10 protein-coding genes and 1 pseudogene are annotated in these 11,976 nt (G+C 34.0%); 4 read left to right on the forward strand and 7 right to left on the reverse strand.

The features are described 5' to 3' along the window. The first annotated feature begins 378 nt into the window (after window positions 1-378). Entirely contained in the window at window positions 379-990 is a 612-nt protein-coding gene (locus N5O98_RS02255) for an HU family DNA-binding protein (RefSeq protein WP_004298279.1), read from the forward strand. A 171-nt stretch (window positions 991-1,161) separates the two neighbouring features. On the opposite strand, the gene N5O98_RS02260 is transcribed toward N5O98_RS02255, so the two are convergent. The 3 genes and pseudogenes from N5O98_RS02260 to N5O98_RS02265 all read right to left on the reverse strand — a co-directional run bounded on the left by N5O98_RS02260 (window position 1,162) and on the right by N5O98_RS02265 (window position 3,990). Next, window positions 1,162-2,715, reverse strand: a complete 1,554-nt coding sequence (locus N5O98_RS02260) for an ATP-binding protein (protein WP_004298280.1) — start codon at window positions 2,713-2,715, stop codon at window positions 1,162-1,164. Window positions 2,716-2,760: 45 nt separating this feature from the next. Continuing rightward, a pseudogene (locus N5O98_RS27465) lies at window positions 2,761-2,949 on the reverse strand (ATP-binding protein); the annotation flags it as partial. 168 nt (window positions 2,950-3,117) lie between these two features. Continuing rightward, complete coding sequence (locus N5O98_RS02265; protein WP_118161183.1) at window positions 3,118-3,990, reverse strand: glycosyltransferase; 873 nt, start codon at window positions 3,988-3,990, stop codon at window positions 3,118-3,120. 384 nt (window positions 3,991-4,374) lie between these two features. Between N5O98_RS02265 and N5O98_RS02270 the strand changes: the two genes are divergently transcribed. Further along, window positions 4,375-5,373 (forward strand): glycosyltransferase, encoded by a 999-nt coding sequence (locus N5O98_RS02270; protein WP_004322484.1) that lies wholly within the window; start codon window positions 4,375-4,377, stop codon window positions 5,371-5,373. Window positions 5,374-5,686: 313 nt separating this feature from the next. After that, window positions 5,687-6,478, forward strand: a complete 792-nt coding sequence (locus N5O98_RS02275) for a family 6 glucosyltransferase (RefSeq protein WP_008776080.1) — start codon at window positions 5,687-5,689, stop codon at window positions 6,476-6,478. Window positions 6,479-6,496: 18 nt separating this feature from the next. On the opposite strand, the gene N5O98_RS02280 is transcribed toward N5O98_RS02275, so the two are convergent. The 3 genes from N5O98_RS02280 to N5O98_RS02290 all read right to left on the reverse strand — a co-directional run bounded on the left by N5O98_RS02280 (window position 6,497) and on the right by N5O98_RS02290 (window position 9,494). Beyond that, a complete protein-coding gene (locus N5O98_RS02280) occupies window positions 6,497-7,408 on the reverse strand; it encodes an alpha-1,2-fucosyltransferase (RefSeq protein ID WP_118161184.1) in 912 nt (303 codons plus the stop codon). A 119-nt stretch (window positions 7,409-7,527) separates the two neighbouring features. Further along, window positions 7,528-8,502 (reverse strand): glycosyltransferase family 2 protein, encoded by a 975-nt coding sequence (locus tag N5O98_RS02285; protein ID WP_004308033.1) that lies wholly within the window; start codon window positions 8,500-8,502, stop codon window positions 7,528-7,530. 11 nt (window positions 8,503-8,513) lie between these two features. Then, on the reverse strand, window positions 8,514-9,494 hold the full coding sequence (locus N5O98_RS02290) for a glycosyltransferase family 2 protein (protein ID WP_004308032.1): 981 nt from the start codon (window positions 9,492-9,494) through the stop codon (window positions 8,514-8,516). 276 nt (window positions 9,495-9,770) lie between these two features. On the opposite strand from N5O98_RS02290, the gene N5O98_RS02295 reads away from it, so the two are divergent. Then, window positions 9,771-10,712 (forward strand): glycosyltransferase family 2 protein, encoded by a 942-nt coding sequence (locus tag N5O98_RS02295; RefSeq protein WP_004298289.1) that lies wholly within the window; start codon window positions 9,771-9,773, stop codon window positions 10,710-10,712. Window positions 10,713-10,805: 93 nt separating this feature from the next. Here N5O98_RS02295 and N5O98_RS02300 read toward each other — a convergent pair whose 3' ends face one another. Then, window positions 10,806-11,810 carry a glycosyltransferase gene (locus tag N5O98_RS02300; RefSeq protein ID WP_004308031.1) on the reverse strand — a complete coding sequence of 335 codons (1,005 nt, stop codon included), beginning with the start codon at window positions 11,808-11,810 and terminating at the stop codon, window positions 10,806-10,808. Window positions 11,811-11,976 lie beyond the last annotated feature (166 nt).

The following is an 11,976-nucleotide window of genomic DNA, read 5'->3' on the forward strand; positions in this document are numbered from 1 at the left end:
ATAGTTTCCATTTTATGTACTTTTTTGCGGTTCATCCTAGGATCTTCTATTTGTTTACAAAGGTCAATTATGCCAATTTTCATGTTAGTTTATGTTTTAATATATCTTATAAAGATAAGAAAAACAATCGATATAAACAAATGATAGTGTATTAATAATCAGTAGTATAGCAAAGAAATAACAAAGGAGAATATAGTAAAAAATATAATGCGTCTGCCCTGGTTCACTAGAGTAGAAAGATCTGTCTACTAGAGTGAAAAGAACCGTTCACTCTAGTGGAACGAACTAGCTGGTAGTTAAATAATAAAAGAATAAAGGCAAGATACACTAAGCGCATCAATTACATAATATATAAACAACCATTAAATTAGAACAAAGATGGCAATACAATTCGAGTTTTATAAGAATCCCCAACCGGAGAAAGAAGGAGAAGAACCTAGTTATCATCCACGGGTAGTCAACTTTCAACATGTGACTACTCAAAAATTGGCAAGAGAAATCCACATGGCAACCACTTTCGGAAAAGCGGAAGTAGAAGCCATGCTAATGGAATTGAGCAGATGCATGGGCAACCACCTATGCGAAGGAGAACGAGTACATCTGGATGGGATCGGCTATTTCCAGATTACATTGCAAGCGACCGAACCCGTGCACTCGCTTACCACCCGTGCAGATAAAGTGAAACTAAAATCCATTAACTTCCAGGCTGACAGGAATTTAAAGAGTTTGTGTATGAGTAGTCACTTACGACGTTCGAAATACAAGCCACATTCGGCTTCTCTTTCAGAAGAAGAGATCGACAAGAAACTCACTGCCTATTTTGCAACCCATCCTGTATTGACCCGTAGTAATATGCAGTCACTCTGTTGTTTTACCCAAAGCATGGCCAGCAGACAGATTCGTCGTCTAAAGGCACAAGGAAACTTACAGAATATAGGTAAACCCACACAGCCTATTTATGTACCAACTCCGGGGCATTATGAGAAATGATTTCAACGGGTATGAGAAATAAGCCAAATTAAGGTCTATTTGTGAATAAAGCTATGAGAAACACTAAATTTAAAATCATTTCTCATAGCTTACACCATTAACAATCTGACACTTAGGTCATATTTATGAGAACATGAGAAATGAATATTTTATATCCATTTCAGAGGCGCATCAATTCTCCACCAACCACTTTTCTATATTTCTTGTTTCAACACTAAAGTTAACGCCAATCTTGAAAAGTTTCCGCGAATCCGTTGCAAACGGACGAGCATAATGTTTATCCTCTATCTGCCGCAAAGCTTCTTCCGCCGTACCATTCAATTTAAATTCCATGATGTAGATAAATTTATCGGTCTGCAATACCATATCCACACGGCCCTCACTCGTATGATATTCCGCTTTTACATAGAAGCCTACCAGTTTACACACGATATATAGTACATTCTGATAATGTAATTCCAATTCGCGTGCTAGTTCATAAGGAATATCCGAAAAGAAACTTTGCAGACGGCGGAAAAAAGATTCGTAATCACCAGCACGTACCTCACGAACAAATTTTTGGATTTCAAAGGGAGATTCCACTTTATTGACGTTCGCATAATAAGGAAGCAGAAAACGGATAAATCCTTCCTCCACTTCACGATTAGGAAAACCTAAACGGTAAATACCAAATTCTTCATCATATCCCTTAATGGTGAGATATCCGCTCTGATAAATCACCGGAATAGGATTGGTAGATTCAGAATCCATACTGTTCAGTACCTGTTCATCGGTTTCTTCATGGGCCATCCGATGAAGGTCGTAATGGTGTTTCTTCAGCAATTCCACCAAATAAGTGGGAGTACCTGTTTCAAACCAGTAGCTTTTAAACTCATTCCTATCAAAAGCTAAAAGCAGACTGAAAGGATTGTACATTCCTTTGGAATTGTGCGTGAAATGATAGCCATCATACATTTCTTTCAACCTGGCACATATCTCTTCATACGTCACTCCCTGCACATTGGCAAATTCATGAAGTTCGGCATCCAGATTATCGTATAGCTCCTGTTCGCTCACACCACAAATATCTATATACTTATTCCACATTGAAATGTCATTCAGGTTATTCAAATCACTGAACACACTGACTTTACCGAACTTGGTAACTCCCGTCAACAAAGCAAACTTGATACACCCATCCTGACTTTTCAATGCGCCGTAGAAGGCTTTCAATGTATTGCGGAAACTCTTTTGCAAAACATCATCACCAATAGCCTGTAACATCGGCTTATCATACTCATCCACTAGGATCACCACACTTTGCCCCTCTTGCTGACAGGCACGCCTAATAATCCCCTCAAAACGCATCGCTAAAGATTTATCCGAGGGCTCTTCGCCATATATCTTCTCCCATTCCACCAACGCCCCATTCAGTTTATTCTCCAAACTTTCCGGAGTATCGTATTTTTCCGTATTAAGATCAAGATGTAATATAGGATATTTTACCCAATCTTTTTCCAGCTTCTCCATAGCCAGCCCTTCAAAGAGTTCCTGCTTTCCTTGAAAGTAAGCTTCAAGCGTAGAAATAAGCAGACTTTTGCCAAAACGGCGCGGCCGACTTAAGATATAGTAACTCCCGGTTTTCACCAATTGATAAATCAATGCCGTTTTATCAATATAAAAATAGCCACCTCTACGGAGTTTCTCAAAATTCTGTATACCAATAGGGTAAATCTTGCCACCCATATTTCAATCTGTTTAAGTTCACATCGTACAAATATACATATTATCTCAATATAAAAAACCAAATGTCCAAAGAGGAATCACATTCCGCATCCCGTACTCAATATCATCTTTCACGATATACGCATTCTCCACATCATGCACCTGCTTCTGCGATTTATTCTTCCCACCTACTTCAAAGGTATAACCACCTATTGTAAAATCAGAGACCTCTGATGTAGTTACCGGACGTACAACTCACAAAGTAGAAAGAAATTAAAAATGAACGATAAGAAGAAATGCCTAAGGCGATGCTTCCGCATCGCTGCACACGAATATAAGGATTTTTATTACAATAACAAGCGATAAACAATATTTCTTAAATGAAAAGCCGTGCTCCACTCAACATAAAGTGACACATTTTACCTAATAGATTAGTGACTGAAGCATTTTTTTATCACAGCAGTATCGCAATAAATATAGCTTCTCTGAGAATTTATAATAATGACTAGGCTTTCGATTATTCTCATTAATAATATAATTCATAGTTTGAAGATTGTTCTTCTCTAAAACTCTTCTTTCTTTTGCTGACACTGGATAACTTACTATCGGCAGACAGTTTTTCCATTTTGTGAAAAATATTCGTGCATTAGTCAGCCATTCATTATCTAGCTTTGAATTACTAATGTGCTCTATTAGAATATCATATACACATAATGATTTCAGTCCCAGCATATAAACCTGCAATGAGATATCAAGATCATAAAAATGAAATCCTTTGTAATTTATTTCATCAAATCTTATTTTATCAAAAACAGATTTCCTCATGCAAAAAAAACATCCATCCACTGCTACCACTTCTATGGCATTCGCATCTGCAATGGGTTTAAAGCAAGTATTATAAGTAATGGTTGGATCAGCTCTATTAGTGTCAATAGAATACTGGCAAATTGCATCCTTTCCTGCATCTGTACTTCCAGGTCCCCACCAAATACCCGGTATTTGACTAATAAAACGTGGTCCAGAAATTCCAATAAGCCCTACTTTCAAATCTCTGAAATGATTTATCAGAAGCTTTCCCCAATCACTAGTGTAATATAAAATATCTTCATGCATAAAACATAGAAGTGGATATTGGCTCCTTTTGACCCCTTCGTTATAAGCACTAAATATATCATATTGACTTTTACTGTTATCAATACATATAATCTCATGAACAACCCCAACCGTATTCTCAATATTATCCTTCAATTCCTTAGAGATGGATTGAAACCTACTGCATATTATAATAGAAATCATATTTATTCAAATCAATTTTATATATTAAGATACTTTTATACGAATATCTCTAATTCATAAAAAAATAGTTCACAAAACTAAGGATAAAATCCTGTAAGGACAAACTTAGATTTAAAAAAATAAAAAACTCCAGACTTCCAAAGCTAACAGATAAATATAGAATGTAGATCATCCATCCTTAACTCTTCGAATTCAATTCTTCAGGAAAGAAAATCCTAACATATCACAATTATTTATCAAAACGTCTTAGTAAAAGTTTTTTTTGCTTATTTTTGTAAGATACAATACAATTCTAACAGTTTGGCAAGGACTATTGTATAACTTACAGTTATGATAGCTTTGAGAAACATATTAGTATAATTTATTTTATATATTCTATAAATTATGAAATGTTATATTTGTTTGACAGACTCTATTGTCAACAGAAAAGATTACTTTAACATGTTAAAGGTAACCTTAATTAGTGCTCGTAAAAACACATCTCTTCGATTAATTTGCCTATATGATGGTAAAATTGGCGATCCTGTTTACAACTTACTAAAAGATTTTAAAGTTGAGATCATCATCCATGAATTACCATATAAAAAGGAACTAATGGAAATATATTCTCACGAATGGATGGAAACAGAACTAGGAAAAGATATAGAATATAGTCGAATATTCGGCACATTCATGAGAATGGAGATTCCTATAATAGAAAAAGAAGACGAATATGTATTATACACCGATATGGACATAATCTTTAATGATGATATATTACTGAAAGATCTACCTCATCCTGCTTATTTAGCTGCTGCTCCCGAATTTGAACGCGATACAAAAAGAATGAGTTATTTCAATGCTGGAATATTAGTCATGAACATCCAAGGAATGAGAATCAAATATCAGCAATTTGTAGAGATGATGAAAAAAAGGCAAAGATCTACTTCAGGACTTTTTGATCAAGGGTACTTAAACGAGCTGTGTTTCAAGGACATGGAAATTTTACCTATTGAATATAACTGGAAACCGTACTGGGGAATTAATGGGAATGCTAAGCTTATCCATTTTCATGGAATGAAACCATGCAGCAACCTCGAAGAAGCAGGATTTGACACCAGAGAATCATTCTTTCGGACTATATTTGACAATAACAGTCAAGGCTATGCAGGGTATATATACTATTTTATTCTCTTTTTTAATTACCTAGGTCAAAAACAAGACCAATGGTTATGCTATCATTTACAATACATCCTTGACCTATATAAAAAACCTTTAATAGCCCTTGCACAAAAAACAGACTATAAACCAAAATACAGAAAATACAAACGTCTATACTCAATATTCGTAAGTATCTCTATACTATTAGCAATTCTACTACTTACTGCTTTATTTTTAGTATAATCAATATAAATAACACTCTCAAATGGACAAAACCGAAGGTCTAAAATTAAAACAATAAACATGAGAATTGGTATATTATATGTTTGCACTGGAAAAAACTTGCAAAGATACAGAGTAAGAACTATAGAAAAAACGGGGTTCACCGAATGCTTACTACCCATTTGCAAGACACTCATGACCAGAAATAAATAGAATTTACTTTTAAAAAGCTCCTGCTACCGGTAATTCACAGAAAATAAAAACACCTCAAACAAATAATATAAAATAAATCTTTATATATTTGCCAATAATATGAATCAAAGCAATAAATAAAATGAGAATTGGTATATTATATATCTGTACTGGCAAATATGACATTTTTTGGAAAGACTTTTATCTAAGCGCAGAACGTTATTTTATGCAAGACCAATCTTTCATTATCGAGTATTATGTATTTACTGATAGTCCTAAACTATATGACGAAGAAAACAACAAACATATTCACCGGATCAAACAAAAGAATTTAGGATGGCCTGACAACACATTAAAACGTTTCCATATATTCCTTCGTATCAAGGAACAGTTAGAGCGAGAAACCGACTATCTATTTTTCTTCAATGCCAATCTCTTATTCACCAGTCCTATTGGCAAAGAAATTCTACCACCATCAGATAGTAACGGATTACTAGGAACTATGCACCCTGGATTCTACAATAAACCGAACTCCGAATTTACATACGAGCGAAGAGATGCTTCTACTGCCTATATCCCAGAGGGAGAAGGTCGATATTATTACGCTGGAGGGCTTTCAGGTGGATGTACAAAGGCCTACTTGAAACTCTGCACAACAATTTGCTCATGGGTTGACAGAGATGCCACAAACCATATAATACCAATTTGGCACGACGAATCTCTAATCAATAAATACTTTTTAGATAATCCACCAGCTATTACATTGTCCCCTGCATATCTATACCCAGAAGGTTGGCTCCTTCCTTTTGAACCAATAATCCTCATTCGAGACAAAAATAACCCCCAATATGGCGGGCATGAATTATTGCGAAGAAAAAACTCTTTATGGGAAAGGATTAAGCTAATCTGCCAAAAATTTAAATCGGCTGATTAGTTATCCAATTTTTCTCTATTATAAAAATACAGAATTATGGAAAACTCCTTTCCACTGATATTCAACTTTATCATCACAAAGAATCACTATTTTATCTGCACTATCTCTCAATAAAGCACCATACTTTCCCAAAGTACCTTTACTTGTTATCTGATGTTTGCAATAAGCTATCAAAAACAAATCCATATACCCCTTATCTGAACCATTTATATCCACCACCTTGTAATTCTCATTTGCAAATTCAAGATAGGGAATAAGTTCTGATGCCACCCATTCCGGCTCATCTGAGAAAAAGTAAAAAAAAGGCATAACAGTCTCTTTTTCCATATAATCAACAGCCCTTTTAAAATAGCTCAAAGAAGCAGGCTTCCCATACGCTCGAACTTCAACACTTAAATCACCCCGTCGAACATGCACTGCTACAGGATTGATATTCTGTTTTATTTCTGACATTAACATTTTGCTACCCTCATCAAATATTTCAGATGAGATTCTATAAGTAGACATAAATGCGGGTACCCAAATATTTATCGGCAAATGATAATATCCACCTAAATAAATAGGGGGATTTTTTTCCAAAAATGAAAAATCATCTATCCATTCCGATGTATTATTCCCAACATAATAAAAATGTCTCTTATAATAGGAGATTTCGAACTCTGTTGCAATTGTCAGCCCCAAATAAGGAAACACTTTCAACAAATCAAAATTGCGGGCAAATTTATAATCCATGTCACTTCCCCATTCCTTATAAAAGGATAGATCATACACAACCTTACATCCATGCTTTCTAAAAAATTCTCCCAACAAATATTGGAGCATTTGAGAACAAATACCACCATCCATCAACACTACAACCTTAGGAGTAACTAAGCGAGCCTTCAACATTCTTTTATAACAACTTCTTTGCCACCTTCTAATAATACTCATTTCTTTATATCTTATTTTACCAACTATACTGCAACAGATTCAAATCCTCCAACCAGCTAGATTATAAGCGATAAACAATATATGCTTCATTTCTCAACGCCTTAATTTATCTGAGCACATTACAGTTTATGGCGCATATTATAATATCTAAGTTTCAAATCTCCCCAGAAACCTGATACTCTATAAGCATTCACAATCTTACGTTCTCTTTTTGACAAGTTGTTTATTAAACAAGGATAGGATTCCATTTCATTAACAAGCCGTTTCATTTCCTTCCTAATATCAGCAAAACGTTTCCAATAAATTCTTCTAAAGGCATTTTCAAGATGGAAATGAGCAAGTGCTTCCTTCATCTCTTCCCTCAACCCTTTTTTATCAATATAATTTTCAATCCATATTGTATAATTCACAAAGTCTCCATACTTTTTATCATCAAAAGTTGCTGGATGTGACATTGACGTATTGGTAAAATTATAGTCAATAATTATATAATCAACTGAAACGACTTTTTGTAAGTATAACAATAATTGTGTGGAAAGAACGACATCTTCACCAAATGATATATCTGGCCTTTCTATTTCATTCTGATATAATGATCGAAGATGAAATTTTGACCATACACACCAATAAGCCTTTTTTAAAAGAATATTTTTCAAAAACTCCACGCCTGACAACTCTACAAAATCAAAAAAAGTTGATTTATGAAACTCTCCATCATAGCAAAACATAAAAGGGGCCACTACCATATCCGCTTGCGTTTCCTCTGCTTTAGCAACCAGCCTAGTTATTGCATCCTCATGCATAATATCATCACTATCTAAATATTGGATATATTTGCCAGTAGCAATATCTATACCCGATTTACGCGCCTGCACTAATCCTTCGTTTTGTTTATTAAATACAACAATCCGGGGATCTTCAGCCGCATACGTCTTTATTATATCTAAACTATCATCTGTACTTCCATCATTCACTACAACAATTTCAAGATTAGTATACGTTTGATTAATAACACTCTGCAACGTTTTAGTTATCGAATTGTGCGCATTATAAACAGGAATAATAACCGAAACTAAAGGGTATTCTTTTTCCATTATATCATTTTTTAATTCTTTTTCTTGGCAAAGTGAGTCCAATAATAAATTGGCCAAAAATAAGTTATCTTACGTAATCGTTTATAATATTTAGAAGACAATTCTTTTCTTGACAAAAAACGCCATCTACTCAACTTGTTCCTCATATCTTTAATTTCAACAGGATACGACTGATGATTAGGATCCGTCATAAACCCTTGAAAATGATTAAAGCAATTTTCCACAATCACATTGACGGCATCAAGCCAATCTCTACCTTCAAACAACCGCCGCTCCTTTGCAAACTCCAATCTTGAATATTCAGCCAAGAAATAATGATAACGTTTTATAGGATTGATTGTATGGCAAATACTATCACCTCTCTGTATATAATGATAATAAGCAGCATCAATCCAAACTATTTTATCGCAAATACTTATCCAGCGATAAATAGTCGCATGATCCTCAAAAAACATACCTACAGGAAAGCGATAAGAATCAAAAAAAATCTTATCAAAAAGTTTAGTACAAGCTGAACTACTTACTCTCTCAAAAATAATATCTCGCTGAACATCTTGACTAGTACGTACATACACATTAGCTGTATTAGGATACATTTGTTCTATACGGCCATCTTCATACTCAAAGCAAAAGTTGCAATATACCATATAAACTTTGTTCTGTACCATGACTGACAACATGTTTTCATACATTGTCGGTTCAATATAATCATCGCTATCTATAAACCCAATATATGGAGCAGTCGCTATTTCAATTCCTGCATTACGAGCTATAGATAAACCTGCCTCATCAAGATGCAACACTTTTACTCTAGAATCAATATTAGCATATTCATCACAAATAGAAGGGGAATCATCGGTCGACAAATTATCCACTAATATGATTTCTATATCTTTCAACGTCTGATTACGTACAGACTCTATACAACGTCGCAAATACGGAGCTGTATTATGAACAGGGATGATAACGCTTACCGAGTATTGAGATTCCATATTTGAATATTCATTTTCTACTTGCAAAAATAAGGAATAATATCCATAGGAAGTATCTAAAAAGAGATTGTTTACAAATAGAGCAGAATTTCACGCTTGCAATTAATCATTATTAACAATACGTATATATAACTGAAAAGCCAAAAGAAAAAATTCTATGGGGTATTTTGCATTCAGCAACTTGCTAGTATAGTTTTCCATCACAAAAGTTTGCAAATACAATATTTAAACAAACTGAATGTGTATATTTGCAAAACCTAATTGATAGCAATAAAAATGAAAAAATTAGCAATTATTATACCAGCTTATAAACCACGTTTTTTGCAAGAAACACTTGATTCTATCGCTAAACAAAACAATCACGAATTTACCGTATATATTGGTGATGATGCAAGTCCCTACCCATTAGAGACCATAGTAGATCGTTACAAGAACAAGTTTGACATTATATATCATCGTTTTGAACAAAACATGGGCAAAAAAGACCTACCCGGTCATTGGGAACGATGTATATTATTGTCAGCAGAAGAACTTATATGGCTTTTTTCAGATGACGACTTAATGCCCTTTGACGGAGTAGCACGTATAATTCGAGCCTCACAAAAACATTCTGAAGGAAAATATATATTCCGTTTTCCTTTAGAAGTCGTTGACGAGTATGGTAAACTAAAGTATAAAAACCCTCCTTTTAAAACCGATTTAACTTCTGGATATGAATTCCTATTAGATAAATTATCTGGGAAAATTAGTTCTGCCGCCTGTGAGTATGTATTTAGCCGAACAGTATGGGAGCAAACGGGAGGATTTATTAAATTCCCTTTGGCTTGGTGCACCGATGATGCAACATGGGCTAAATTTGCAGAATTTACAGGAGGAATCATATCTTTACCAGGCAATCCTGTCAGCTGGAGAAATGCTGAAGGAGAGAATATATCAAACTCCACTCATTTCAATAAAGAAAAGATTAGAGCAACAATACTTTTCATGGAATGGATTAGTATAAACTACCATTCCCATCTTCACGAAAGAAAATTCAAAAAAGCAATCAAACGTTATATATATAAATTCCTACAGCATTCGCTAAAAAACGACTTTAGCTTACACGACCTTTTACTTTTATGCAACGCTCTAAGAAAACTCACACTAAATGTATCTTTGCTAGTTTTAGTTCATCATGTTGGGAAGAAAATAAAAAGGCAATTAACTCGCAATAAATAAATTGCCTTATATTTTTGAATTTAAGGAATACCCTTGCTAACAATATCCTTTAAGAATTTTACTATAATAACTGTAAACGGCCATACTCTTCAATTACTTCAATAGAGATGACAAGCTAACACAATAATTATCGATAGAAAACTGCTGTGCTTTTTTCAAAGACATTTTTTTTAACGAATTGAGCAACTCTCGATCATTTGCTAAGATCATAATATTCTTTATAAAATCATCGGGAGAAGAACAGAAACATGCATTAGTCTCATCGCAATAGTCCCGTATAGATCCAACATCACTAACCACCATCGCCAATCCTGTTGCCATTGAAGTACAAATTACATTACTTCCAATAGTATCCTTCATCACATTTAATGAAATATCAGAATCATTCATATAATGCTTTAATTCCGCCTCCGGAACATACCCCACCAATGTTGCATTCTTTAAACCTGAAAACAAATAATCAATATTCTCCCGCCCTTTGCATATATAAAAATGAATTTGCGGAAGTCTTGAAACAATATAAGCAATCTGTTCAAAGTCACGTGCCAAAGCACCCATTACTATTACCTTGACATCACCACCTCTGTTATAAAGATTTGCAGAAGGAGTATAATAATTATTATCGACATAATGAAAGGAAGTATAAACATTCTCTATTCCTAAATTATTGAGATAGCATGTCAAACTACTTCCCAATGTTACAATTTCTGTAACAAATCGCGAACTCTTCTTTATTTGTGCTTTCGAATATCGCCTTTCCAATTTTTCAGGAACAAGATGCACCATAGCATATATAGGTGCTTTAGGACATATAAAGCGTATTATTTTTGCAAACAATATTTGATATGAATCTCTATGTAAATATTCAGTAAGAACAAACTTATCTCCTGATTTATATGTCATTGCTAATTTAAGTGCCGTAAAAAGCACAGAGATTTTCTTCCCCTTTTTTCCCTTATCCAAAAAACGCCTACCCATATTGAAAGTATACATTTTATACAATTCAGGATTTCTTTTTTGAATATATTCATAAAGATACCTCATTCCTGTATGATTACCAGATGTTGAAGGCCAATCATAACAAATAATATATATCATATTATTAAAATTTAAATTAAAGAACAATAGTCTTAAACAATAGAGGAATTGCAGAATTTACATCAGTCCCATTATTTAGACAAACACAATATTCTGAACAAAGGTAATGAAAATAATCCAAAGTTTTATTCTAATGAAATTATTCTTTCTATATATAGGGCAAGCT

It is taken from the genome of Bacteroides sp. LFL-34 (assembly GCF_027257075.1).
Lineage (GTDB): Bacteria > Bacteroidota > Bacteroidia > Bacteroidales > Bacteroidaceae > Bacteroides > Bacteroides ovatus.

What these genes read in the sequence shown, in the direction of transcription:
- N5O98_RS02260 (WP_004298280.1), bottom strand. Translation starts at nt 2,715, where the DNA reads ATGGGTGGCAAGATTTACCCTATTGGTATACAGAATTTTGAGAAACTC.
- N5O98_RS02265 (WP_118161183.1), bottom strand. Translation starts at nt 3,990, where the DNA reads ATGATTTCTATTATAATATGCAGTAGGTTTCAATCCATCTCTAAGGAA.
- N5O98_RS02295 (WP_004298289.1), top strand. Translation starts at nt 9,771, where the DNA reads ATGAAAAAATTAGCAATTATTATACCAGCTTATAAACCACGTTTTTTG.
- N5O98_RS02280 (WP_118161184.1), bottom strand. Translation starts at nt 7,408, where the DNA reads ATGAGTATTATTAGAAGGTGGCAAAGAAGTTGTTATAAAAGAATGTTG.
- N5O98_RS02255 (WP_004298279.1), top strand. Translation starts at nt 379, where the DNA reads ATGGCAATACAATTCGAGTTTTATAAGAATCCCCAACCGGAGAAAGAA.
- N5O98_RS02300 (WP_004308031.1), bottom strand. Translation starts at nt 11,810, where the DNA reads ATGATATATATTATTTGTTATGATTGGCCTTCAACATCTGGTAATCAT.
- N5O98_RS02270 (WP_004322484.1), top strand. Translation starts at nt 4,375, where the DNA reads ATGAAATGTTATATTTGTTTGACAGACTCTATTGTCAACAGAAAAGAT.
- N5O98_RS02285 (WP_004308033.1), bottom strand. Translation starts at nt 8,502, where the DNA reads ATGGAAAAAGAATACCCTTTAGTTTCGGTTATTATTCCTGTTTATAAT.
- N5O98_RS02290 (WP_004308032.1), bottom strand. Translation starts at nt 9,494, where the DNA reads ATGGAATCTCAATACTCGGTAAGCGTTATCATCCCTGTTCATAATACA.
- N5O98_RS02275 (WP_008776080.1), top strand. Translation starts at nt 5,687, where the DNA reads ATGAGAATTGGTATATTATATATCTGTACTGGCAAATATGACATTTTT.